This is a genomic window from Caulobacter sp. GW821-FHT12D05, assembly GCF_058807295.1.
In genome coordinates this window covers 971220-994969 of sequence record NZ_JBXAQO010000003.1, presented here as the reverse complement: position 1 = coordinate 994969, position 23750 = coordinate 971220, and the positions used below count along the sequence as shown (strand labels likewise).

At 70.4% G+C, this 23750-nt stretch carries 27 protein-coding genes and 1 pseudogene; 5 read left to right on the top strand and 23 right to left on the bottom strand.

Annotated features, from left to right (window positions below):
* Positions 1-144: 144 nt before the first annotated feature.
* The 11 genes from AC1RRR_RS17565 to AC1RRR_RS17515 form a co-directional block, all read right to left on the bottom strand.
* The gene (locus tag AC1RRR_RS17565; RefSeq protein ID WP_492815089.1) at positions 145-1536 is read right to left on the bottom strand and encodes an ATP-binding protein; all 1392 of its coding nucleotides are present in this window, start codon (positions 1534-1536) and stop codon (positions 145-147) included.
* A gap of 5 nt (positions 1537-1541) precedes the next feature.
* Positions 1542-2219, bottom strand: coding sequence for a response regulator transcription factor (locus AC1RRR_RS17560; protein ID WP_454714518.1), 678 nt, complete (start codon positions 2217-2219; stop codon positions 1542-1544).
* 14 nt (positions 2220-2233) lie between these two features.
* Positions 2234-2560, bottom strand: a complete 327-nt coding sequence (locus AC1RRR_RS17555) for a PepSY domain-containing protein (RefSeq protein WP_492815087.1) — start codon at positions 2558-2560, stop codon at positions 2234-2236.
* 137 nt (positions 2561-2697) lie between these two features.
* Entirely contained in the window at positions 2698-3033 is a 336-nt protein-coding gene (gene mazF, locus AC1RRR_RS17550) for an endoribonuclease MazF (RefSeq protein ID WP_492815085.1), read from the bottom strand.
* Positions 3030-3272, bottom strand: a complete 243-nt coding sequence (locus tag AC1RRR_RS17545; protein WP_492815083.1) for an AbrB/MazE/SpoVT family DNA-binding domain-containing protein — start codon at positions 3270-3272, stop codon at positions 3030-3032. Before AC1RRR_RS17545 ends, mazF begins: the two co-directional genes overlap by 4 nt.
* A gap of 61 nt (positions 3273-3333) precedes the next feature.
* The gene (locus AC1RRR_RS17540; protein WP_492815081.1) at positions 3334-5913 is read right to left on the bottom strand and encodes a porin family protein; all 2580 of its coding nucleotides are present in this window, start codon (positions 5911-5913) and stop codon (positions 3334-3336) included.
* Positions 5914-5983: 70 nt separating this feature from the next.
* Complete coding sequence (locus AC1RRR_RS17535) at positions 5984-6919, bottom strand: DnaJ C-terminal domain-containing protein (RefSeq protein WP_492815079.1); 936 nt, start codon at positions 6917-6919, stop codon at positions 5984-5986.
* A gap of 89 nt (positions 6920-7008) precedes the next feature.
* On the bottom strand, positions 7009-10683 hold the full coding sequence (locus AC1RRR_RS17530) for a baseplate multidomain protein megatron (protein WP_492815077.1): 3675 nt from the start codon (positions 10681-10683) through the stop codon (positions 7009-7011).
* Between the two features lie 10 nt (positions 10684-10693).
* The gene (locus AC1RRR_RS17525; protein ID WP_492815076.1) at positions 10694-11149 is read right to left on the bottom strand and encodes an NlpC/P60 family protein; all 456 of its coding nucleotides are present in this window, start codon (positions 11147-11149) and stop codon (positions 10694-10696) included.
* A gap of 80 nt (positions 11150-11229) precedes the next feature.
* Complete coding sequence (locus AC1RRR_RS17520; protein ID WP_492815074.1) at positions 11230-11856, bottom strand: phage/gene transfer agent baseplate hub protein; 627 nt, start codon at positions 11854-11856, stop codon at positions 11230-11232.
* Positions 11856-12455, bottom strand: coding sequence for a phage distal tail protein, Rcc01695 family (locus AC1RRR_RS17515; RefSeq protein ID WP_492815072.1), 600 nt, complete (start codon positions 12453-12455; stop codon positions 11856-11858). Before AC1RRR_RS17515 ends, AC1RRR_RS17520 begins: the two co-directional genes overlap by 1 nt.
* A 154-nt stretch (positions 12456-12609) precedes the next feature.
* Here AC1RRR_RS17515 and AC1RRR_RS17510 point away from each other — a divergent pair, with 154 nt between their 5' ends.
* Entirely contained in the window at positions 12610-13074 is a 465-nt protein-coding gene (locus tag AC1RRR_RS17510) for a DUF805 domain-containing protein (protein ID WP_492815070.1), read from the top strand.
* Here the strand turns inward: AC1RRR_RS17510 and AC1RRR_RS17505 are convergent.
* The 10 genes and pseudogenes from AC1RRR_RS17505 to AC1RRR_RS17460 all read right to left on the bottom strand — a co-directional run bounded on the left by AC1RRR_RS17505 (position 13071) and on the right by AC1RRR_RS17460 (position 18361).
* A complete protein-coding gene (locus AC1RRR_RS17505; RefSeq protein ID WP_492815069.1) occupies positions 13071-13574 on the bottom strand; it encodes a phage tail tape measure protein in 504 nt (167 codons plus the stop codon). The two genes, AC1RRR_RS17510 and AC1RRR_RS17505, sit on opposite strands and share 4 nt — an antisense overlap.
* The gene (locus AC1RRR_RS17500) at positions 13571-13747 is read right to left on the bottom strand and encodes a phage tail assembly chaperone (protein WP_492815067.1); all 177 of its coding nucleotides are present in this window, start codon (positions 13745-13747) and stop codon (positions 13571-13573) included. Before AC1RRR_RS17500 ends, AC1RRR_RS17505 begins: the two co-directional genes overlap by 4 nt.
* A complete protein-coding gene (locus tag AC1RRR_RS17495; RefSeq protein WP_492815065.1) occupies positions 13744-14028 on the bottom strand; it encodes a GTA-gp10 family protein in 285 nt (94 codons plus the stop codon). The genes AC1RRR_RS17500 and AC1RRR_RS17495 overlap by 4 nt, the downstream gene beginning before the upstream one ends.
* The gene (locus AC1RRR_RS17490; RefSeq protein ID WP_492815063.1) at positions 14028-14444 is read right to left on the bottom strand and encodes a phage major tail protein, TP901-1 family; all 417 of its coding nucleotides are present in this window, start codon (positions 14442-14444) and stop codon (positions 14028-14030) included. The genes AC1RRR_RS17495 and AC1RRR_RS17490 overlap by 1 nt, the downstream gene beginning before the upstream one ends.
* A 15-nt stretch (positions 14445-14459) precedes the next feature.
* Complete coding sequence (locus AC1RRR_RS17485; RefSeq protein ID WP_492815062.1) at positions 14460-14852, bottom strand: DUF3168 domain-containing protein; 393 nt, start codon at positions 14850-14852, stop codon at positions 14460-14462.
* Positions 14849-15118 carry a head-tail connector protein gene (locus tag AC1RRR_RS17480; protein ID WP_492815060.1) on the bottom strand — a complete coding sequence of 90 codons (270 nt, stop codon included), beginning with the start codon at positions 15116-15118 and terminating at the stop codon, positions 14849-14851. The genes AC1RRR_RS17485 and AC1RRR_RS17480 overlap by 4 nt, the downstream gene beginning before the upstream one ends.
* A 54-nt stretch (positions 15119-15172) precedes the next feature.
* A complete protein-coding gene (locus tag AC1RRR_RS17475) occupies positions 15173-16396 on the bottom strand; it encodes a phage major capsid protein (protein ID WP_492815058.1) in 1224 nt (407 codons plus the stop codon).
* A gap of 32 nt (positions 16397-16428) precedes the next feature.
* Positions 16429-16836, bottom strand: a complete 408-nt coding sequence (locus tag AC1RRR_RS17470) for an HK97 family phage prohead protease (protein WP_492815056.1) — start codon at positions 16834-16836, stop codon at positions 16429-16431.
* Positions 16826-17080: a hypothetical protein gene (locus AC1RRR_RS17465; protein ID WP_492815054.1), complete on the bottom strand. Its 255-nt coding sequence runs from the start codon at positions 17078-17080 to the stop codon at positions 16826-16828. The genes AC1RRR_RS17470 and AC1RRR_RS17465 overlap by 11 nt, the downstream gene beginning before the upstream one ends.
* Positions 17077-18361 (bottom strand): annotated as a pseudogene (locus tag AC1RRR_RS17460) (phage portal protein). Before AC1RRR_RS17460 ends, AC1RRR_RS17465 begins: the two are co-directional and overlap by 4 nt.
* Here AC1RRR_RS17460 and AC1RRR_RS17455 point away from each other — a divergent pair.
* Positions 18360-18761 (top strand): endonuclease domain-containing protein, encoded by a 402-nt coding sequence (locus AC1RRR_RS17455; protein ID WP_492815052.1) that lies wholly within the window; start codon positions 18360-18362, stop codon positions 18759-18761. The pseudogene AC1RRR_RS17460 and the gene AC1RRR_RS17455 sit on opposite strands and share 2 nt — an antisense overlap.
* A gap of 12 nt (positions 18762-18773) precedes the next feature.
* Here AC1RRR_RS17455 and AC1RRR_RS17450 read toward each other — a convergent pair whose 3' ends face one another.
* Entirely contained in the window at positions 18774-20096 is a 1323-nt protein-coding gene (locus AC1RRR_RS17450) for a DNA-packaging protein (protein WP_492815050.1), read from the bottom strand.
* 609 nt (positions 20097-20705) lie between these two features.
* Between AC1RRR_RS17450 and AC1RRR_RS17445 the strand changes: the two genes are divergently transcribed.
* From AC1RRR_RS17445 to AC1RRR_RS17435, 3 genes are all read left to right on the top strand, one after another.
* Positions 20706-22289 (top strand): aldehyde dehydrogenase (NADP(+)), encoded by a 1584-nt coding sequence (locus AC1RRR_RS17445; RefSeq protein ID WP_492815049.1) that lies wholly within the window; start codon positions 20706-20708, stop codon positions 22287-22289.
* A gap of 130 nt (positions 22290-22419) precedes the next feature.
* Complete coding sequence (locus AC1RRR_RS17440; RefSeq protein ID WP_492815047.1) at positions 22420-22728, top strand: ArsR/SmtB family transcription factor; 309 nt, start codon at positions 22420-22422, stop codon at positions 22726-22728.
* The gene (locus tag AC1RRR_RS17435) at positions 22725-23204 is read left to right on the top strand and encodes an SRPBCC family protein (RefSeq protein WP_492815045.1); all 480 of its coding nucleotides are present in this window, start codon (positions 22725-22727) and stop codon (positions 23202-23204) included. Before AC1RRR_RS17440 ends, AC1RRR_RS17435 begins: the two co-directional genes overlap by 4 nt.
* 144 nt (positions 23205-23348) lie before the next feature.
* Here AC1RRR_RS17435 and AC1RRR_RS17430 read toward each other — a convergent pair whose 3' ends face one another.
* Entirely contained in the window at positions 23349-23750 is a 402-nt protein-coding gene (locus tag AC1RRR_RS17430) for a c-type cytochrome (RefSeq protein WP_492815043.1), read from the bottom strand.

Sequence of the window (23750 nt, the reverse complement as noted above, 5' to 3'; positions counted from 1 at the left end):
TAAGGATTTCCGAAACTGGTCAAAAATCCAAGGTCTTGGAACGAGATGTCGCGGGGGAAAAAGTCTTGGCCTACCAGAAGTTTAGGTGACCGGTAGCAAACTTGCCCACAGGGGTTGGTCGCGACCGTTCGCCGCAACCCCTGGTTACGTCTCGGCGCGCGGCAGATCCAGCGTGACGCGCAAACCGCCCAGGGGTGATTCACCAAGCTTGACCGATCCGCCATAGGCGCGGGCCAGTTCGTCGACGATGGAGAGGCCCAGGCCCGTGCCCGGCGCGTTCTCGTCCAGCCGTTGGCCGCGCTTGAGCGCCAGGGCGCGTTCCTCGGGCGGCAGGCCGGGGCCGTCGTCGTCGACCGTGACGGTCATGCGGGTCTCGCCGGCCGCGACAGCGTCGACGCGGATCCGGCCCTTGCTCCACTTGCCGGCGTTTTCCATGACGTTGCCGACCACTTCGAGGAAATCCTGTTTCTCGCCCTGGAAGGCCAGGTCCTCGGGGCAGCGCCAGTCGATCTCGACCCCCCTCCCCCCGGACTTGTCCTGGAAGATCCGCTCCAGGGTGACGGCCAGCTCGTCCAGGATCGGCTCGACCGGCGTGCGCTCGCCGCTGGTCTGCGAACGGGCGGCGGCCCGGGCGCGGCGCAGGTGGTGGTCGACCTGCTCGCGCATGGTCTGAGCCTGGCGCTCGACCACCTCGGCCAGCTGGCCCGGCTGCTGGCTGGCCTCAGTCAGCATCACCGAGAGCGGCGTCTTCAGGGCGTGGGCCAGGTTGCCGACGTGGGTGCGCTGGCGCTCGACGACTTCCTGGTTGTGGGCCAGCAGGGCGTTCAGCTCGCGCGACAGCGGCTCGAGCTCTTCGGGATAGTCGTCGGCCAGCCGCTCGGCCTTGCCGCGCCGGACCGAGGCCACCTCGCGGCGCAGGCGGAACAAGGGCTGCAGGCCGAACCGCACCTGCACCACCACCGCCAGGATCAGGCCGCCGCCCAGGATCAGCAGGGCGATGGCCGTCGTGCCGGCGAACCGATCCGCGTCGGCGTCGATCGGCGAGCGGTCCTCGGCGGCCAGGAACACCACGGGATCGGCATAGCCCGGCAAGCGGGCCTGCACGGCCGCCGCCCGCAGCGGCTTGTCCTGCGGCCCACGCATGTCGAAATACTGGGTCTGGCCCGGATGGGCCTCCAGCTGGTCGATCTGATTGGAGGCCAGCATCAGGTCGCTATCGAACAGCGAGCGCGAGCGCACGACCGGCGACATCGACCCGTCCGCCTTCTTGTCCAGGATCACCCAGTAGCGACCGGAATAGGCCCGCGTGGCCCGGATGTCGGTCAGAAACGGCGCGCGCAACTGGCCGCTGTCGACCGTCGAGCCGGCATAGAGGTCGTCGGTCAGCACGGCCAGCGACTGGTCGAACCGGCGGATCGCCGCGTCGCGGAACTGGGCGGTCAGGAAGATCCCCGCCACCAGCACGACCAGCAGCGTCCAGCCGCCGGCGATCAGCACCAGCCGTCGGACCAGCGATCGGCGGCGCAGATCCAGCATGGAGGCTATGCCGTCGCCTCGCCCTCGAGCGGCGTCAGGCGATAGCCCAGGCCGCGGACGGTCTCGATGCGGTCGGCGCCCAACTTCTTGCGCAGGCGGCCGATGAACACCTCGATGGTGTTCGAGTCCCGGTCGAAGTCCTGGTCGTACAGGTGCTCGACCAGTTCGGTGCGGCCGATCACCCGGCCCTGGTGCATCATCATGTAGTGCAGCAGGCGGTATTCCAGCGAGGTCAGGCGCAGCGGCTCGCCATTGACGCTGGCCCGCGCCGCGCGCGGGTCCAGGCGCAGAGCCCCGCACGACAGCGACGGCGCGGCGTGGCCAGCCGAGCGGCGCAGCAGGGCGCGCAGGCGAGCCAGCAGTTCCTCGGTGTGGAACGGCTTGGCCAGGTAGTCGTCGGCCCCGGCGTCGAAGCCGGCGACCTTGTCGCTCCAGGCGCCGCGCGCGGTCAGGATCAGCACGGGCGTGGCGACATTGCCGCGACGCCAGCGCTCCAGCACCGACACGCCGTCCACCTTGGGCAGGCCCAGATCGAGGATCACCGCGTCATAGGGCTCGTTCTCGCCCAGATATTGGGCTTCCTCGCCGTCCGGGGCGTGGTCGACGGCATAGCCGGCGTCGCCCAGGGTCAGCTTCAGCTGACGCGACAGATCGGGATCGTCCTCGACGAGCAGGATACGCATGGATGTAGAGCTCCTCAGCCCCCGCTGATGATCTGGCCGGTCTCGGCGTCGACGATGAAGTCGATGCGGCGGCCGTCGGCGGCGGCCCAGCGGACCCGGTAGTTGCGGCCTTCAAGCCCAGCGTCCAGCACACGGCCAGGAACGCGCGAGGCGATCATCTGGATCACGCGGCCCAGAGGCACCAGACGACCCGACTGCACGCCGCCACGCGCCTGGTCCGACTGCGCGCGCCAGTCGGCGCCCAGCGAGTCGGGACCACGGTCGTGACGCTGCGCGGACGCCGCGCCCGGAAGGGCGGCGACCAGCGCGACGGCGGCGAGAAGGACACGGATCGTTTTCATGCTCTCCGGTCTAACGGACCTCGGCTGAATGGAGACTGAACGCAGGGGTTATGAACGGGCTGTGGCGTTCTGTCACGGGCGGACACGCTTGGAACGAACCGACCGGCCCAGTTCCGTCGATAGCGGTCACAAAGCGATCAGACGCCCAGCAACGTTTTCAGCTTGGCGCGGGTTTCTGCAAGCACGCCAGGCGGGGCGACGTCCTTCCGCTGAGCCCGCCGGGCGACCCAGTCCACGCTCTTGATCTGGTCGGAAAGCACGGCGCTGGGCGAGGGTCCCGGCACGACGACTTCGAACGGGTAACCTTTGATCCGGCTGGTCATCGGACAGCACAGCATCATCCCACGTTTGCCGTTGTATGCGGCCGGCGACAGAACGAGCGCCGGACGATGGCCCGCTTGTTCGTGTCCTGCCTGCGGATCGAACTCCAGCCAGACGATATCCCCCGCATCGGGGACATAACGCGCGCTCACCAGACTTCCTTGCCAACGGGAGCACCGAAATCCACATCTTCGTGGAAGGTCTCGGGCTCCATCTCGGCCAACATCGCATCAAGGTCGTACTCTGGAGCCCGGATCGGTTCGATGATGATCCGACCGTTTTCCTCTCGAACATCAACCGCTTGATCGATGCTGATATCCGCGGCGGCCATCACCCGAGCCGGAATGCGCACCGAAGCGCTGTTACCCCACTTCTTCACGACGACATGCATGGCCGACCTCCTGCCACGAAGATCGGTTCGAGTTGCCTATGTGTCAACAAATGTCGACACGCTACAGCGCGATCAGGCTCTTCCTGAACGTCAGCTTCACCGTTCGGCCCAGCGGGTCCAGATAGTCCGGCTGATAGGCCTGCGGCGTCGCACCCTTGGCGTCGCGCACCACGGGGCGGCTGTAGAACAGATTGTCGGCGGCCAGGGTCACGCGGGCGCCAGCCAACCAGCTGGAGCCCGGGCCGGCCTTCACGTCGCGGGGGACCTCATAGAAGGCCGACAGGTTGACCGTGGTCTGATCGTCGAAGCGCAGGGCGCCGGTGGTGGGGCCGGCGTCGATGACGCTGCCGCCGCGCCAGGCGCCGTTGAGGTTCAGGCCCACGCCCTGCCGGAAGGCGTTGACGCGGAAGTTCAGCTCTTCCTTCGGCTGGCCGCGGCGGCTGGTGCTGGCGCCGTTCAAGAGGTCCAGCGGCTCCAGGCCGTGGCGCAAGGTGGTCTCGTCGCGCAGGCGGAAGGTGTAGTTCACCGACACCTGCACCTGGCCGACCTTCTTCGGGTCTGGCTTGGTCCCCTTGGGCGCGTTCTTCTTGGGGCGACCGAAGAAGCGGGTCAGGTTCAGGCCGCCGCGCAGCTCCTCGCGGTCGATGGCGTCGAAGTTGAGCGGCCGGCTGTCGATGGCCGTCAGCACGCCGTCGGCGTTGCGCGTGAACCGCTCGGGGAAGGCCGCCTCCAGCGCCGGGGTGATCACCGGGAAGTTCGAGATCGGGTCCTCGATGTGGGTGCGGACATAGTTGGCGTTGACCGTCACCCGCGTGTCGCCGCCGTCGCGTCCGACCGGCCGCAGATTGACCCCGGCCCGCAGGGTGCGGCGGCGGTCGTTCTCGAGGCCGCGATTGCCGCCTTCCGTGCGATTGACCGTCACGCTGGTCCCGGTGCTGAAGTCGAACACCGTGACATTGGCGGTCTGCAGCACTGGATCGACGATCTGGTTGGCGGCCGGGGCCGACTGCTCCTCGCTGAGGCTGAGATTGACGCTGACCAGCTTGTCCGGCGACCAGTTCAGGCCTGCGCCCATCGCCAGGCGATCCTTGAAGGTCTCGACATTGTAGCCGGCGTTGACGCTGGCGGTCAGCTCGCCCAGCACCGGCAGCACCTCGTGCGAGCGGCTGGCCAGGGGCACGTCGATGTCGCCCTGCACCGACATCGTCCGGCGGTCGTAGTTGCTGCGCACCGGCGCGCCGTTGCGCAGGGCGTCCGAGGTCTGCTCGACCCGCTCGCCGCCGACCTTGATGGTCGAGGACACGCGGCCGGCGGGGATCTCGGCGACGTCGCCGTTGAGGACCAGCTCGGCCTTGGCGGCGCGGGACTTCGACTTGGCGATCTCGCGGGCGTTGACCTTCAGCAGGGCGCGGGCGATCGGGCCGAACGGATTGACCGCCGGATCCCGCGCCGCGATCGCCGCCTTCCAGGGGGCGCTGTCGACGCCCCGGCCCGTGGCCGTCTCGCTGTCATTGCGGTCGTAGTTGCCGGTCAGCGACCAGCGCCAGTCGCCGACATAGCCGTTGGCGGCCATGGCCAGCTGGCCTCGGAAATTGTCCTGAACGCGCAGCTGCGACCAGGGAGCGTCCAGGTAACGATAGACCGTGACGTCGCCCGCGAACGGCGAGAACGGACTGCCGGCCGGCAGCCGCACGGACGTGGCGGGCAGCCCCAGGAAGCTGGTGCGCTGGGCGTCTTCCAGGTCGACGCTGACCGTGACGCTGACCTTGCGGGCCAGGTCGCGGGTGATGGCGGCCTTGAAGTTGCCCTGCCCCAGCGACGGCAACAGGCTGCGGTTGGCGATGACGCCCGAGAGCTCCGGATCGCCCGCCCCGGCCGAGAAGGCCGACAGCCCCGCTGGCCCATTCCAGGCCACATCCGGCGCGCGCGCTACCGTGACCAGGTCGCCGGCCAGGGCCGACAGCGCCGGGTCGACCTCACGCCCGAAGCTGGTCGCGGCGACATTGCCGACCAGGCCATAGGGCGAGGTCGCGGACGGGACGCGGTAGATGTCGCGCTCGGTCTCGAACAGCGCCGACTCCTGGCGCCAGTCCAGGCCGACCGTGGTGCGCTCGTCGCCGGCCAGGCGGAAGACGTCGCCGTCAAAGCGCTCGACCGTGCGCCCGGCGGCGGTCGTGGCGACCTCTTCCAGCTCGACCGCGGCCGAGCGGAAACGCTTCTTCAGGACGAAGTTCACAACCTTCTGGTTGGGCCGGTAGCCGTAAGCGATGGCGGACGCCGGCGGCAGCACGTCCATGCGCTCGATCGCCTGGCTGGGCAGGCCGCTGATCTCGGAAAAGCCGGAAATCCGCCGGCCGTTGGCCAGGTAGATCGGCGGCGGACTGTCGGGATCGCCGGTGCTGATCTCGGCGGCCAGCAGGGTCACCAGATCCTGCACGGTGCCGGCCCCGGTGGCCTGGATCTCCGAAGCGTCCAGGGTCAATTCGGGCTGGGCCGGGCCATTGGCCTTGCCGCGCGTGGCCTTGATCACCAGGCTGTCGAGCAGCCCCGTCTGCTCGCTCTCCGGCGGCAAGGGGGAAACCGGTGTCTCCTGCATCGGCGCAGCGACCTGCAAGAGCGCCAGTACGCTGACCAGAACCATGAAAGCCGACCCGACGCCGTTATCTGAAAGCCCATAATTCCCCTAAGACGGGTGGGGCTTTGAGGCAAGACTACTTCCGCTTGGGCGTGTAGGGCTTTTGATCCCGCCAGGCCTGGGCGAACTTTTCCAGGTCTTCGTCAACGGTCTCGGGCAGGCTGACCATCAGCTTGGCCAGCAGGTCGCCGCGCTTGCCCTTGGCGTCGGGCATGCCTCTTCCCTTCAAGCGAAGCGTCTGGCCGCTGTTGCTGCCTTTGGGCACGTTCAGCATGACGTTGCCGTCGGGGGTCGGGGCCTCGACCTTGCCGCCCAGCACCGCGTCGGGAATCGAGATCGGCAGGTCCATGACCAGCGCGTCGCCTTCGCGGCGATAGATCGGGTGCGGCTTGATGGCCAGCTCGATCAGGGCGTCGCCCTGGCCGCCACGGCCGGGGCTGCCCTGGCCCTTCAGACGCAGGGTCTGGCCTTCCTGGGCGCCGGCCGGGATGCTGACGTCGATCGTGCGGCCGTCCGAGAAGGCCACGCGCTTCTTGCCGCCCTTGATCGCCTCTTCCAGGTCGATGTCCAGGCGAGCCTTGATGTCGGCGCCCTTGGCCGAGAAGCCGCCGCCGGCCTGGCCGCCGCCGAACGGGCCACGGCCGCCGCCCTGGTTGAACATCCCGCCGAACAGATCCGACAGATCGATCTCCGGGCCTTGGTCGCGATGGAACCCGCCCTGGCCGAAGCCGCCGGCGTTGAACGGACCGTTGCCGGGCTGGCCGCCGAAGCCGCCGCGCATGGTCTCGCGACCGTCGGCGTCGATCTGGCCCAGGTCGAACTTCTTGCGCTTCTCGGCGTCGCCGACGATGTCGAAGGCGGCGCTGACCTGCTTGAACTTCTCCTCGGCCTTCTTGTCCCCCGGATTGGCGTCCGGGTGATGCGCCTTGGCCAGCTTGCGGAACGCCTTGCGGATCTCGTCCGCCGTCGCGGTGCGGGAAACGCCGAGTTCCTGATACGGGTCGCGGGCCAAGGAAGGTCCTTTAAGAAGTGGGCAGGTTGGGTAACGCCCTCCATCTAGAACGTCCAGAGGCGCGCGCAAGCCCACCTGTGACTTCTAGATCACAGACCTGTCGTCGCAGGGGCGCCCCAGCCGTAGAGCGCGCCGCCCTGACAGACCTCGATCCGGGCGGCGGCCGAGGGCGCATCGGCCGTTCGCATGGCGGCGGCATAGGTGAAGGCGGGCGTCGAAACCTCGGCCTCGCGCAACACCATCGCGCCGTCCAGCACCCGGATCCGATAACGCTCCGAACCCTCGCCCAGCGGGACCTCGCCCTCCCAGACATCGCCGCCGACGCGGGCGCGACGGATCCAGGTGAGCTGGAGGTCACCCGAGACGAAGCGGGCCTTCAGGTGCGCTGGCGAAAGCGGACGCAGAGCGCGACCGGTCCAAGTCGCTGTAACTTCCGTCATCGCCGAGCCGGCCGGCGGTCCACCCGCTGGAGCCGCGCGGACGACTAGCAGCGTCCCGCGTTCGAAGGCGGCGACGTCCATCGGGACCACCGCCTCGTCCAGTAGCACCACCGGTGCGCCGGCCGGGATCATGACCTCGGTCGCGACGCCATCGCGTTGACCGCGCAACAGGCCGGAGAGCGTCCACGTATCGGCCGCCACCAACTCGGCGCTCTGGAAAGCGATGACCTCCCAGTCGCCAGACGGCGCGCGGACCGCCAGAGCGTTGTCGCCGGCCAGCACGGCGGCCAGCGGCGCGGAGGTCAGGGTCTTGCCCTCCAGGCGGACGGTCAGGCTGCCGCGATCCAGTCGATGCGGCGAGGCGGGCGGCAGGTCGCTCAGCGTCTCGCCCAGGGTCGCGGGCTGCGCGAGGCGGGCGCGGACCTTCAGGGTCTCGAGGCCCGTGCCGGCATGGACATCCAGCGGCCGCCAGGGCTCGCAGGCGGCGGCAACCAGGGGCCTTGCGTCATCCGCCAGCGCGCCGTCCGAAGGCAGGTCCAACACGTGCAGCACCGGCGGGGCGGCCGGGTCGCGCGGCGGGGCCGGGGTCCAGTCGACGCCGCCGACTACGCCGATCCCGGTCAGCACCGGGACCAGGGTCGCGCGCGGCCGCTCGTCGAGGTCGAGGCGCTGCACGCGCCAAGTCGCACCGTCCAGGGCCAGACGGTCGCCGGCCTCCAGCCGCAGGGCGGCCGAGGGCGACAGACGCACGATCCGCGCGCGGCGAGCGGCCTCGTCGGCGGCCAGCATGCGGCGGGCGACGGCCTCGGCTTCGGCGCTGGCCAGCACGATCGGCGCGTCGGCGTCGCGGGTCCCCTGCCCCGCCTCGCGCCGCACCATCAGCGCGCCGACCTGGTAGTCGCGGGCGGCGTCGATGAAGCGCAGGCGCAGGGCCTCGGCGGCGGGCTCCAGCGCCCGGCTCTCCGTCTCGGCGGGACCGTCATCGGGCAGGGCCAGGTCGTCGGCGTCCAGCGCCCCGATCGCCCGGCCAGCGCGGGCCAGCATCTTCACGTGGTCGCCGCGCTCGACGGGATCCAGGGCGAAGGCCTCGGTCAGGGGCGAGAGGGCGTCGCGCAGCCGCATCGGGCGGTCGACGACATAGCCGCCCACCGCGCCGCCCGCTTCGCCGGGGTCGATCGTGACGCCCGCCCGCGCGCCCAGGGCCTGGATCAGTTCAGGCAGCGGCGCGATCCCGGCCCGGCCCGTCAGCCAATGGCCCAGCACCCAGTTGCCGCCGTCGCTCCAGACGTCCGAGCGGGCCGGAAAGTCCGGGAACGGCCGCGCGTCCCAGCACCAGGCGCTGGCGGCCTCGACCATCGCCCCGCCATAGATCGGCGACACCGGATTGGCCGCCGGCTCGTCCAGCCAGGCCAGCACGGCCTCCAGGTAACGCCGCTGGCCGAAGTCGTCGCGCTCGCCCGTGGAGTACGGCGGCAGGAAGCTCTCGGAGCTCTTGGGGTCGATGAAGAGGTTGGGCGAATTGGCGCCCTTGTCGACGGCGGGACAGCCGAACTCGGTCAGGCGGATGGGTTTGGACTTGGGGATCCAGGCCGTGGGCGTCGCCGAGCGCACGCCGCCGGGGCGGTCGTGATGCGGCTTGCTCCACCACGAGACCAGGTCCTTGGCCCGCCAGATCCACGGCTCGCCATGGGCGCCGTCGGTGATCGGGCTGCGGGCCTGGGCGTCACGGGCCGCCTGGCTGGGATAATACCAGTCGAAGCTCTCGCCGCCGGTCAGGCCGGCGCGCAGATAGGCCGGATCGTGCGGTCCGTCGAAACCGGCGACGGCGTCCAGGTGGCTCTCGCCTTCGCGCCAGTCGGTCACCGGCGGGTACCAGTCGATGCCGACAAAATCGATGTTCGCATCGGCCCACAGCGGGTCGAGATGGAAGACCGCATGGCCGCCGCCGGGCTGGTGGCCGAAGTACTCGGACCAGTCGCCCGCATAGCCCAGCTTGGTCGTTGGACCGACCACCGCGCGCACCTCGGCGGCCAGGGTCTTCAGCTTGGCGGTCGCCGGATAGGTCCCGCTCGCGCCACGGATGGCGGTGACGCCACGCAGCTCCGAGCCGATGACGAAGCCGTCCACGCCGCCCGCCTGCGCGGCGAGCGACGCCTGGTGCAGCACCATCCGGCGCAGGCCCCACTCGCCGTCGAAGAAGGCGTTGACCTGGGCCGCAGCGCTCGCGGTGCCATCCGTAGCGGCCTCGCAGGTGATCCGACCGCGCCAGGGATAGGTCGGCGTGTCCATCAGGATGAAGGGATAGAGCGTCACCTTCAGGCCACGCCGCTTCAGCTCGGCGATGGCTTGCAGCACGACCGCATCGGCCGGCGTCCCGCCATAGGCCGGCGAGCCGTCCTTCAGCGAGATCTTGTGCGCGCCCGCGCGGCTGACGCCGGCCACGCTCCAGGTCAGCGGCAGGGTGTCCTTCACCGCGCCCTCGACGCCCGGCTTGATCTGGCACTGGCCACAGCGCAGGTCGGTCCCGAACCACGACACCACCAGGGTCACGTGGTCGACGTTCGGCAGCTGGGCCTGCAGCTGGTCGAGGGCCACCACCAGGTCCGGCCGGCCCTCGGCATTGTGCACGCTCTCGGACGCCGTGCGGGTCAGGCCCTCGCGGCGCAGGACGGCTTCGGTCGCATAGACGAACTCGCCCGCGCCGGGGATCAGGCAGACGCCCTTGAGCCGCTCCTCCAGCCCCAGCGTTCCGGGCGCGCGCGGCCGACGATAGACCTCGAACGACAGCTGCGGCGGGCGGTTGCCGTAGGGCTCCAGGGCCAAGTCCTCGAACACCACATAGGCTACGCCGCGATAGGCTGGAGCCGCGCTCTCGATGGCGGCGATCAGCGGATCGGGGGCCTGGTCCTCGGTCCCGCGATGCACGCGCATGACGACGCCGGTCATGTCCATGACCTTGCCGTCGGCCCAGACGCGACCGACGCCGTCGATCGGGCCCTCGGCCACCGCCACGGCGAATGACAGGCTGTAGGCGTAGCTGGCCGTCTTCTGACCCTTGGAGCCGCCGACGCGGGCCTCGACCCGCTTCTCGCGGAAGCGCGCGGCCCAGATCACCTGGCCGCCGACCCGGGCCCGCCCGAACACGCAAGGCAGCGCCGCGCCTTCGGCCGCGCCGGTCAGGCGCAGCTCGGGGATGCGCGGGCCGACCCGGGTCCCGCCGCTGGCGACGGCATGGTCGATCAACCCGCCGACCACGGCCCCGGCCGCCGCCCCGAACACGCCGCCGACGGCCGCGCCGACGCTGGTGAGGATCATCTGGGCCATGGCGGCTCCTTCAAGGGGCGAGAGGGGGAAATCTGAAGGCGGCGACCAGGCGCTCGCGCCACCAGCGGCCCAGCACGCTCTCGACGCAGGCCCGGCCCCAATAGGCGTGGATCATGCGGTCGGGGCCGGACTGGATCGCGCAATGCTTGGCGACCGCGCCGGGGGCCATGCGGAAGACGAGAACGTCGCCGGGGATTGGGGTGGTGGTGGGGATGAGCCAGCGGTGGAAGGCTTCGAGGAGCAGTTCGCGGCCGCCGGTCTCGGCCCAGTCCGGGCGGTAGGGCGGCGGGGGCTCGGGCTCGGCGCCGTGCAGGGCGCGGTAGACGCCTCGGACCAGGCCCAGGCAGTCGCAGCCGGCGTGCAGGGCGGAGGCCTGGTGGCGGTACGGAGTGCCGAGCCAAGGGCGGGTGTGGGCGAGGACGGCGCTGGCCCCTCCACCGGCGTTCCGCCGGTCCCCCTCCCCCAACAGGGGGAGGAGAGATTTCTCCGCCCCGCTTGGGGGCGGACAGACCTGCGTCAGCAGGTCAGGTGGGGGCCAGTGCTGACTCACCGCCGCCCCCCATCATTCCGCTCACCCTCAACCGGGTACAGCGTCAGGAAATCCTCCCCCGGCGCCGTCGGGAAACCCCGGAAGTTCACCCCATTCCCGAACGTCCCGACACACGTCGCCCAGCGCTTGTCACACACAGCGCCCGCCGGCGGAGAAACCCCACACCGCGCATCCCCCAGCCTTGCGTCGCACAGCCGCGTGAACGTCCGCCCGGCCACCCGCTCCAGCTCGGCCAACGGCCCGGCCAAGGTCGCGGTGAACGCCTCGCCCTCCCGCGACACCGCCGCGATCTTCGCCGTCCACAGCCGCACCAGCCGGCTCGGCGCGCTCCAGTCGACCCGCAGCGCCGCCACCCGCGCGCCGTCATAGAGCCCGGCCGTCAGATCCGCCTCGGTGATCCCGTCGGCGTCCAACACCCCCAGCGCCGCGGCCTGCCCCGGCGCATAGCCGGCGGCGGTCTCGCTCGCGCCGGGGCTCCAGCCGCCGCTGGCGCGACACACCACGCCGTCGACCATCAGGTCGCGGTCATGGTCGGTGAAGCCCAGCCTCACCCCATCGGTCCGCGTGACGATCCAGGCCTGGCACAGCCGGCCGACGTCCATCCCTTCCGGAAGCGCGCGCATCAGACCCGCACCTCGACCAGGGCGCAGGCGGTGACCCGCGCGGCGGCGAAGCCCTCCAGCGTCACGTCCAGGCGGTCGAGGTCGAAGCGCACCGGCGTGTCGAACTCGAACCCCGCCGTCACGCTCGCGCCGGCGGCCGGGGCGGTCGCCAAGGTCACCAGGCCCGTGGTCACATCCACCGAGAACGGCGCGGCGACGCCGGCCACGGCGACCTTCACGGTCCCGGCTGCGGGCTTGGCGATGGTCCGCCCGGCCTTGACCAGCTGGAACACCTTGCGCGTCCCGTCGCCGGTCCCGATCGCCTGGTCGCCCGCCGCAGGCTGGGCCGACGGTGGACAGGACTTGAAGTCCGTCGGATCCCGAAACCGGAACCCCGCCAGCCGCCCGCCCCGCGCCTCGAAGAACGCCAAGAGCTCGGCGACCTCGTCCAGCGGCCGGGCGGCGGTGGCGATCAGGTAACGGCGACGGCCGGACGTCCAAGGACTGGTGCGGCGCTCGAAGCCGGACGCCAGGGTGACGATGTCGACGCGCCGCTCGATCCCGCCCGTGCAGCCGAACGCCAGGCGCGCGGGCAAGCGCGCCTCATGGAACTCGCTCATCGCGATCCCCTATTCTCGGAAAAGGTTTGCAGAAAAATCGCGCGCAAGCGGAGCCGTTGGGCGCGATTGCCATTAAGACTGCGTCATGACCCGCTTTTCACTTCATCGGCGGGTCGTCGGGCTCTAACTATTGAGCCTGAGATTGGAGATCGAAATGGATTGGAAGACCCTGTTCCTGTCGCCGGAAGGCCGCATCGGCCGCCAGGCGTTCTGGATCGGATGGCTCTGCCTTCTGGGGGCCAGCATCGTGCTGAACGCGCTGCCCGTGATCGGCCACGTGCTGATGCTGCTGGTGATCTATTCCAGCATCTGCATCCACACCAAGCGCCTGCACGACATGGGTCAGACCGGCTGGTGGCAGGTGCTGCCGTGGGTGCTGGGCCCGGTGCTGGTGTTCGGCGCCATCGCCTCGGTCGGGATCTCGGCCCTGATGACCGCCTTCCACGACGGCGAGCCGACGGCGGCCCTGCTGGCCAGCATCGGCGGGCTGTTCATGTCGTTCTTCATCGCCTTCGCCATCTGGCTGGCCTTCACCCTGTGGGTCGGTTGCAGCACCGGCGTGACCGGCGAAAACAAGTACGGCCCCGTGCCGCCGAACACCGCTGCGGTGGCGCTCTAGAGGCGTCTCGCGCCCAACGACACGGCCCGGGCCAGAGCCTGGGCCAGCTGGGCGTCGGAGCGGACCAGGCCGCTGACCTCGCCGCCCTGGACATTGACGGTCACAGAGACCCCTCCTCCGCCCGCCGGCTCGATGGCGCCGGCCGAGGTCGGGCGGAACACCTCCGGTCCCCGCTCGCCGACTAGGTAGGCGCCGCCGGGCAGCACCGGGCCGCCGTCGGCGCGAGCGCCCGAGAAACTCTTCGACAAAGCCTCGGTCAGGCCGCCCTTCAGCGCGGTGCTCGCCGCGCCCAGCACCGCTCTCGCCAGCTCGCCCAGCGACACCTGACCGTCCGCCGCCGCTCTGGCCAGCGACCGGGCCAAGGAGGTGCCAGCCCGCGTGAAGGCTTCGTCGATCGAACGCGCGGCGCGTTCGGCGGGGGCCTTCAGGGTCTCCAGCGCGGCGGCGGCTTGAGCGGCCTTGGCGGGGATCGTCGATAGTCCATCGTCTTCGAAACTCATCGGATGTCCTCGTCGGGATAGCGGGCGATCAGGGCGGAAAGGTCGGTGCGGGTGAGCACGGGCGCCGGCGGCGTCTCGGTCAGCGCCCGCCACTCCTTGAGCGACAGGCGCCAGAAGGTCTCGGGCGCGATGCCCAGGGAGAGCGCCAACCGCAACGGTGCGCCCCAGCTCACGCGCAGGCCGCCAAGGCGGCGGCCAGGGCGCTGGCGGCCTCAGGGACCGTGGCGCGGGCCGCGATCTCGGGAGGCTCGCCGCCACCGTCCAGCAGCGCGGCGAGGACGGCCGAGAGATCGCATGCGCTCAGCGTAGCGATCCTGTCCGGCAGCTGACTCCAATCGGAGAGTCCCAACGTCGCCTCGATCCGCGCCAGGGCGCCCAGCGTCAGACACAGGCGTCGTGGTGCGCCGGCGATCGTCACGACCACTTCACCGCGCGCGGGGTTGGGCGACAGCATCAGATCGCCGTGAAGGTCACGACGCCGGCCGAGGCCAGGCTGAGCGCGAACGCCGCCTCGCCGTCGTGCTCGCCGGCATAGTCCAGGGCGGCGACCAGGAACGCGCCCTCCAACTGGCCGAAGTCGGGGATCACCAGCCGCCACACGCGGGCCGACTGGTCGAAGAAGCTGGTCCGCACCTGGGCGTCCGAGGCGGCGTCGCGGAAGATGCCCGAGCCCGACACGGCCACCGATTTCACTCCCGCCCCGGCCAGTAGCTCACGCCAGCGGCCGGCGCTGTCGCTGTCGGTGGCGTCGATGGTCTTGGCGTTCAGGCTGATGGTCCGGGCGCGCAGGCCCGCGACGGTGTGGAAGGTCGGGGTCGCGGCCCCGTCGCTGATCTTCAGCAGCATGTCCTTGCCGGCTTGGGTGGCCATGGCGAGCTCCTCGGTCTAGGGGTTTTCGGTGACGGCGCGCACCCGGACGACGCCCAGGGTGGTCTCGCGATCCGCGCCGGCGAAGACATCGGCATAGGGGACGCGCAGGTTCACCAGCCGCCGGCCGGTGAGCGTCGGCCGCGCGTCATGCAGCGCCGCGCGGACGGCCGCGACCAGGGCGCGGGCCTCCTCGGGTCCGCCGAAACGGCTGGCGCAGGTGACGGTCAGCAGGTGCTCGACCGCGTCGTTCTCGCCCACCGGCCGGTTCTCGGTGCGGGTGACGACGACACAGGGATAGGTCGGCAGACGCGGGGCGGCGCCGTGGATCCGCTGAGCCGCTATGGCGGTGACGGCGGGCGCGGCTTTCAGGGTCGCGACCAGGGCGTCGATCAGGGGCTTGTCGCTCACAGCCGCGCCTTTCGATAGGGCGTCAGCCACGGCTCGACGAGGGCCAGCGAGGGCTCGCCGGCGTCACGGTGCTCGTAGGCGTGGGCGACCAGGGTGAGGACCGACAGCCGCAGCGGCGCCGGGCTCGTGGGGCTCAGGGTGACGGACGCGGCGCTGGCGATACGGGCCTCGGCGGCGTCGATCAGGATCGTGAGGACGGCGTCCTCCGAGGCGTCAGGCACGCGCAGGAACGCCCGGGCCTCGGCCAGGGTGAGGGATTGGGGCATGGAGGATTTCCTGGAAGGCGCGTCCCGCCGCGATGCGGCGGGACGCTGAAGCGGCTACGAGGCCGCGAACTTCAGCAGCTTGATCGCGTCGAAGTTCTGCACCCCGCCGCCGACGCGCTTGGTGGTGTAGAACAGCACGTGCGGCTTGGCCGAGTACGGGTCGCGCAGCACTCGCACGCCGGCGCGGTCGACGATCAGGTAGCCCTTCTCGAAGTCGCCGAACGCGATCGGACAGGCGTTGGCGGCGGCGTCCGGCATGGCCTCGATCTCGGTGACCGGGAAGCCAAGCAAGGAAGCCGATTGGCCCGGCTGCAGGGCCGCGTTCCAGATGTAGTTGCCTTGCGCGTCCTTGAACTTGCGCACCGCGCTGACCGTGCGGCGGTTCATCACGAAGCGGCCGTTCTGGCGGTACTGGGTCTTGGCCGCGTAGATCAGGTCGATCAGCTTGTCGGTCGGGTTGCTGGCCGGCCAGGCGCCCGCGACGCCGGTGGCCAGGTAGCCGACCTGGCCCCACGTGTAGCTGGCGTCCGGCGCGGCGGTATAGGCCAAGAAGCCCTTGGGCTTGTTGACCCCGTCGCCGGTCACGAAGGCCGTGGTTTCCTGGGCGGCGAAGGCGTCCTGCACCTCCTCGGCCAGCCACTCGTCGATGCTGACATAGGCGTCGTCCAGCAGAGCCTGGGTGGCGGCCGGGCTGGCGTAGAGCTCGCCGGCCGGGAAGTCGATGACGTCCAGCGTGGGCGCGGTCGTCTCGGGCCGCGCGGCGGTCTCGGCGACCCAGGCGGCGGCCAGGCCCGTGGGCGACACCGGCTTGCGGAAGGTCCCGGCCCCGATGGTGCGGACCTGGCAGATCTCGCGCATCGGGCTGGTGGCCGCCAGGCGACGCAGGATCAGCCGCTCCAGCTCCGGCGGGGCGACATAACCGCCGGCGGTGGCGACGCTTTCGGACAGGCCCTTGGCTTCCAGCAGCGCGGCGGGGGTCTCGCCGGTCTTCACATAGCGGTCGAAGGCGGCCTTGCGTTCGTCGACCTGGGCGACCGGCGCGTCACCGCCGAGCCCGGGCCGGCGCAGGTCGGCCATGATCCGGTCCAGGCGATCCTGGGCGCGAGACATAGCCTCGTCGATGCGGCCGACCTTCTCTTCCAGCAGGACGTCGGCCCGCTTGGTCTCGATCGCCGACAGCCGCTGGTCGTTGGCGGCCTTGAAGCTCTCGAACGCCGTCAGGACGTCAGCCAGCGCCGCGCGGGCCTCGGGCGAGGCCGCGTGTTTGGTTTCCTTCATGGGGATCTCCGGGTTTTGGGAGCAGATATCCGCTAGGCGGATCGGGTGAGCCGCGCGCCGGGCAGCATCGGGAAGGTCACGATCGACACCTCCCACAGCTCGACGCGGGACAGCACGCGCAGGCGGCCCTGGGTGCGGGCCTTCACTTGGCGAAAGCCGATGGAGAGGCCGTCCAGGGCGCCGGCCTCGACCAGCGCGGCGACCAGGCGACCGCGGGGCGTGGTCTTCAGGATGCGGCCACGGACGAAGAGCCCCTTGGCGTCTTCGACGACCGCGTCCCAGACGCCGACGGGCTCGGCCTCGTCGTGCTGGTGCAGCATCACAACCGGCGCGCCGTCCGCCAGGCTCTCGGCGAAGGCGCCGGCGGCGGTGACGTCGTCATTGAGGTCGCGAGTCCAGAACAGCGAGGCATAGCCCTCGATTTTCAGCTCATCGCTCATGGCTGCGCTCCAGGCGGGCTTCGATGCGGGCCAGGCTCTGGCGGCTGGCGTCGGCCTGCGCTTCCAGGCGCGCGAGGCGCTCGGCGACCGGGGCCTGGGCGTCCAGACGGCGCTGCATGTCGTCGATCCGGGCCGAGGCGCGGCCGGCCCACATCAGGGCGGCGGCAGCTTGCAGGAAGACGGTGATCACCAGCCCCAGCGACACCTGGCGGTCGAACCGCCAGCGGTTGACCGGCCCGCTCAATGTTCCAGCCCCGCCAGGCGACGGCGTTCGGGATCGGTCAGGAAGCTCGCGGCCTGGAGCCGGCTCCACAGGGCGTCGCGCTCGGCCGACAGGGCCGGCACGGCGTCCAGGTCGGGGGCGATCCGCGCGCCAGGGAACTTCGCGCCCAGCCAGCCGGTCAGGGCGCGGGCGGCACGCTCGGCCAGTGGGACCACCGTGCCGCGCCAGAAGGCGGCGTTGGCCTCGCGATAGTTGGCGTAGGTGTTGTCGCCGGGGATGCCCAAGAGCTGCGGCGGGACCCCGAACGCCAAGGCGATCTCGCGGGCGGCCGCGTGCTTGCCCTCGGTGAAGTCCATCTCGGCCGGGGTCAGCGACATGGCCCGCCAGTCCAGGCCGCCTTCCAGCAGCAGCGGGCGGCCGGCGTTGGCCTGGCCCGAGTGGGCGGCGGAAAGCTCGGTCTTCAGCCGGTCGAACTGCTCGTCGGTCAGCCGGTCGCCGGCGTCCTTGGACGAGTAGACCAGCGCCCCCGACGGGCGGGCTGAGTTGTCCAGCAGCGCCTTGTTCCAGGCGCTGGAGGCGTTGTGGACGTCGATCGCGAAGGCGGCGGCCTCGAGCGGCGAGAAGCCGTAGTGGTCGCTCGTGGGGTTGAACAGTTTCAGGTGCAGGACGGGCAGCCAGCCATCGGCGTCGCGGGCGATCCGCACCGTGCGGCCGGCGGCCTGGTAGTCATAGGCAAGCGGCCAGCCGCGCGGTCCGGGGACCAGGGTCATGCGGTCGGGGCGCAGGGCGTAGAGCTCCGACGGCTGAGCGTCGCCGGCCGCTTCCAGATAGGCGTTACCGGCGACCTGCAGGCTGCCGAAGAACGCCTCCATCAGGTCGGGCCCGCCTTGCTCTGGGTTGGGGCGGTCGACGAGTTTCTTGAGCGGATGGTCGTCGGCGCGTTGGCCGTTGACGAACACGGCCAGCGGCGTGGACGCGGCGGCCTCGGCGATCAGGCGGGTGCAGCGATAGGCGACGGGGTTCTTGGCGAACCCCTCGGCGGCCAGCGCGCCGTAGTCGCGAGGCGTCCATTGCGGCCGGCCGCCGGTGGTGAGGGCGATCAGGCGCGCGGCGCGGGAGTCTTTGCGCTCCGGCGGTCGGGGTTTGAAGAGGGGCATGGCTGAGGGCTCCGCGTTCGGAGTTGAGAACAAAAGGGGAACAATTTATAGTGGTGCGGAAGGCGCGACACGATCCAGATCCTCCCCCGCGATGCGGGGGAGGTGGCCCAGAGGGCCGGAGGGGGCTAGCGCGTGCAGAACAGATGAGACCGCCACTCGAGCGAAGACTGACGGCGCAACGCTTTCGTCGGGAGCTGACGCTGCCGGAGGTGCTGTTGTGGCTGGAACTGAAGGGACGCCGGCTTGGCGGACTTCAGTTTCGCCGCCAGCATCCGGTGGGTCCCTACATTCTGGACTTCTATTGCGAGAGCCAAAGGCTGGCCGTTGAAGTCGACGGCCAGCAGCACACGCTTGATGACCATTCCGTACGTGATGCTAGGCGCGATGCTTGGCTTGCGGCACAGGGGATCGTCACGCTCCGGATCCCAGCCCGCGAGGTGTTTGAGACTCCAGAGGGTGCAGCCAGGAGCATTCTGGAACACCTCAGAGCTCGCCCCCTCCGGCCCTCCGGGCCACCTCCCCCGCATCGCGGGGGAGGATCGTGATGGTGGCCGCCGTTATAAGGATCGCAACCGCGGCCTCCGCGCCTGTCCCAGCATCAATTCACTCACCGCCCACACCAGCGCATCCGCCCGGTCGGGACTGTGCTCCAGATCCCCCGACCCCAGCGCCATCAGCTCCTCCTCCAGCGCCGCGAATGCCTCGCAGTGCAACACCCTCCCCTGCTCGTACAAGGCCGCCACCGGCTCGGCGCGAGCGCGTTTGCCAATGCTGGCCTTCACCAGCCTGATCCGGCAAGGCGGGTCGGCCTGAGCCAGCACCGAGCGCACCATGTCCCCACCTTGGTTGGCCTCGGCGACCAAGGCGTCAGCATTGAACTTGCGAGCAGCCGCAACCGCCCTCCCGGCCCACCCCGCCGGAGACAAGCCCCGCGCGGTCTCGTCGGCCAGCACGAACGCCCGGTCGTCCCGGCGCCCGACGACCACGATCCCGCAGGCGTCGCCGCCGGCCGTGGCGGGCGGATCCACGGCCACGACCACGCGGTCCAGCCGCGCGGGCCTCGCCGCCCTACACCTTGCCAGGTCCTCGGCCCGAAACAGGCCGCCGTCGGTCTCGACGATGATCCCGTCCAGCTCCTGAGCCGCCAGGCGCGTGCCGCCGTACAACCCCTCCAGCGTCCGCAAGAACGCCGGCGCCAGGTTGCCGGCATTGGCGGACGTCCCAGCGCGCGTCAGGGCCACGCCGGGCTCGGCCATCAGGGCCTTCAGCGCCCGGTTGGGCTTGGGCGTCGAGGTCACGACCAGGCGCGGGTCGGTCCCTAGGCGCAGGCCGAACCGTAGCATGGCCAGGGTTTCGGCGGGCCGGCGCCAGGCGCAGAACTCGTCGGCCCAGGCGGCGTGGAACTGCGGGCCGCGCAGGCTGTCGGGATCCTCCGCCGAGAAGGCGTAGGCCACCGCGCCATTGGGCCAGACCAGGCGGCGACGCGAGGCTTCCCAGCGGGGGCGGAACAACGGCCCGCCCATCGCCTTCAGCCCCGACGGCCCCTCGATCATCACCTCGCGCACGTCGTGCAGGGTGGGACCAACCAGCGCCAGGGTCGGATGGACCAGCGCCTTGTGGGTGATCCAGCGGGCGCCGGCGAAGGTCTTGCCCGCGCCGCGTCCGCCCAGCATCAACCAGGTGGTCCAGGGCTCGTAGTCAGGGCTCTGCTGGTGCTCCAGCGGGTCGGCCAGCCACGCACTCAGCAGACGTTGCCGGTCCAGCGCCTCCAGCCCCATCCACGGCGGCGCGCCGCTTGCGTTCGATGAGGTCGGCCATGCGGGTGAAGCGCTCGGCAAGAGCGGCTTGAAGCTCTTCGGGATCGTCGGGGATGCCGTCATGCATGGAAGCCTCATCGTCATTGGCCGCCTCGTCGGCGGCGGGCTTGATCTTGGGTTCGGGGACCATGGTCTCGATTGCCTTGGCCGACCGAGCGAACACCCCGCAGGTGCGGGCGTCTTTCTCGATCTGAACCTTCTCGGCGGGATCGTCGGTGGTCAGGAACGCGTCGATCAACGCGTCCATCTTGCCCTTGAGGCGGGTCTGCAGCGTCTCGCTCCAGCCCTGCGCTCCGTTGCTTCTCTCGGCCATGACACAAAGATACGGCGCCAGCGGGCGCGGATGATTGAGGCCGGCGTAAAAGTGACAAGTCGTTGAATTCGCCGGAGTCGATCTCGCGAATTCAGAGCGTTCAGCGACCTCAATCCCCGTACTCCCAGATCCTCCCCCCAGCGGGGGAGGTGTCGGCGCAGCCGACGGAGGGGGAAGAGACCGGCGCCAGGAGAACTTCCCCCTCCGGCGCTTCGCGCCACCTCCCCCGCTGGGGGGAGGATTTGTGCCTTCCTGTGGACGATCCACCGCCCACACCCCACCGATCCGCCAATCGCATTGGACTTGTCATGGTACCGCGCCCATATGGCGCTCGAGACTGAAATGCGAGGACGACGAACGTGCACCTGACGGGCGAGCTTCTGATCGGCGGCGAGAGCCGCAAGGGAACCAACGGCGAGATCCGCGGCGAGAACCCCGCGACCGGCGAGATCCTGGAGCCCGCGTTCGGCGGCGCGACCAAGGCCGATGTCGAGCAGGCCGCCGCCCTGGCGCACGAGGCCTTCGCCGGCTATCGCGCCCTGCCCTACGAGACCCGCGCGACGTTCCTGGAAGCCATCGCCGAGCACATCGAGGCGATCGGCGATGACCTGATCGTCCGCGTCATGGCCGAGACCGGCCTGCCCCGTCCGCGCCTGGAGGGCGAGCGCGCCCGCACCACCGGCCAGCTGCGTCTGTTCGCCAGCGTGCTGCGCGACGGCGGCTTCCTGGAAGCCCGCGTCGACCCCGCCCTGCCCGAGCGCAAGCCGCTGCCGCGTCCTGACCTGCGCCTGCGCAATGTGCCGCTGGGCCCGGTGGCCGTGTTCGGCGCGAGCAACTTCCCGCTGGCCTTCTCGGTGGCCGGCGGCGACACCGCTTCCGCGCTCGCAGCCGGCTGCCCGGTCATCGTCAAGGCCCACCCGGCGCACCCCGGCACGTCGGAGCTGGTCGGCCGCGCCATCCAGGCGGCCGCGGCTTCGGTCGGCCTGCATCCGGGCGTGTTCTCGATGATCCACGACAGCGGCTATGAGGTCAGCCAGGCCCTGGTCGCCGATCCGCGCGTCAAGGCCGCCGGCTTCACCGGCTCGCGCCGTGGCGGCCTGGCTTTGCTGACCATCGCCCAGGGCCGTCCCGAACCGATCCCGTTCTATGCCGAGATGAGCAGCATCAATCCGGTGATCCTGCTGCCGGGCGCCCTGAAGGCCCGCGCCGACAAGATCGCCCCGGACTTCGTGGCCGCCCTGACCCTGGGCGCGGGCCAGTTCTGCACGAATCCCGGCCTGATCCTGGCCATCGACGGGCCGGAGCTGGACACGTTCGTCGAAGCTGCCGGCAAGGCGGTCGAGGCCGCCCCGGCCTCGGTCATGCTGACCCCCGGCATCTGCAAGGCCTTCGCCCACGGCGTCGCGGCCCTGACGGAAGCCACGGAAGTCACCACCGTGGCGCGCGGCGTTCCGGGTCCGGACGGCAGCCACACCGGCCGCGCGGCGCTGTTCAGCGTCGCCGCCGCCGACTTCCTGGCCAATCCGCGCCTGCACGAGGAGGTCTTCGGGGCCGCCTCGATCGTGGTGCGCGCCACTGATGAGGCCGAGCTGGCCAAGGTCATCGACGCCCTGGAAGGCCAGCTGACCATCGCCATCCACCTGGAAGAGGCCGACCACGCCCTGACCGCCGCCCTGCTGCCGGCGCTGGAGCTGAAGGCCGGCCGCATCCTGGTCAACGGCTTCGGCACCGGCGTGGAAGTGGCCCCGGCCATGGTCCACGGCGGCCCGTTCCCGGCCACCTCGGACGGCCGCGCGACCTCGGTCGGCACCCTGGCGATCGCCCGCTTCCTGCGCCCGGTCAGCTACCAGAACCTGCCCGAAGCCCTGCTGCCGGCCGAGCTGAAGACCGAAAACCCGCTGGGCATCGCCCGCCGGGTCGATGGCAAGGTCCGCACGGCCTAAAACAAGAGCCCGCCGCCCCTTCCGGAGCGGCGGGCTTTTTGTTTGTCGCGATACTTAGGCAATCACTTGACTATTGAGCCACGCCTCGATACTTAACCCCATGCCTAACCAACAACCCTCGCTCGACCTCATGTTCCAGGCCCTCGCGGACCCCGCGCGGCGCAGCATGGTCGAGCGGCTCAGCCAAGGCCCCGCCTCGGTGAGCGAACTGGCCAGGCCGCTCGACATGTCCCTGCCGGCGGTCATGCAGCACCTGGCCATGCTGGAGGCGGGCGGGATCGTGGCGTCGGAGAAGGTCGGCCGGGTGCGCACCTGCCGAATGAACCCCGACGTCCTGAGTCTGGCCGAACAATGGATCAACCAGAGGCGCACCCAGTGGGAGCGACGCCTCGACCGCCTGGGGGATTTCCTGGCGGCCGAAGACGAGGATCTGAAATGACCGCCCCTACCAAGACGGAAAGAAACGCCATCCACGCCACCTTCGTCGTCGAGCGGACCTATGCCGCCTCGCCCGCCCGGGTGTTCGCGGCCTTCGCCGACCCGGAAAAGAAGAAGAAGTGGTTCAAGGGCCCCGACGAATGGGGCGTCCCCGACCAGAAGTACAACTTCCGCGTCGGCGGCGAGGAACACAGCATCGGCGGCCCGCCGGGAGAACCGCCGCATCGGTTCTACAACCGCTATCTGGAGATCATCCCGAACGAGCGGATCGTCTATGCGTACTGGATGCACCACGGCGAGCCGCTGGCCTCGGCCTCGGTGGCGACGCTGGAGTTCCGGGCCGAGGGGGAGAAGACCCGGCTGGTGATCACTGAGGTGGGGGCGTTCCTGGACGGGTACTACTCGGCCGAGGGGCGTGAGCACGGCATCCGCTGGCAGCTGGACTCGATCGCGCCGATCGTGGAGGCGGCGGCGTAACGCGCCAGACCCTCCCCCCGTGGGGGAGGCGGCCGAAGGCCGGAGGGGGAAGTAACCGGATAACCCGCTACTTCCCCCTCCGTCGCCTACGGCGACACCTCCCCCGCTAGGGGGAGGATCTTGTTACCCGCGACCGCTGAGCCCTCAGTGACTCGCCGCCGGCGGTGGCTTGGCCAATTTCGCCACGTCCGCTTCCGTCACCGGCTTGGCGTACGCATTGCCAAAGTGGGTCCGCACATAGGTCACCACCTCCGCCATCTGGGCGTTGGACAGCGTGCCAGAGAACCCCGGCATCCCGCCCTTTCCGCCGGCCACGACCATGATCGGATACGCCGCCCCGGCCAGCTTCGGGTTGGACGCCAAGGCCGGAACCGTCCCCGCCCCCGTCGCGCCCTTGGCGTCGCCCATGTGGCAGGCCTGGCAGACCTGGCTGTAGACCTGCTCGCCGGTCACCGGCTTGGGCACACGGACAATGCCGCCGGCCGAGTCCTGGGCCACCGCCGGAGACGCCAGCAGCAGCGCCGTCAGAACAACGAACTTCTTCAT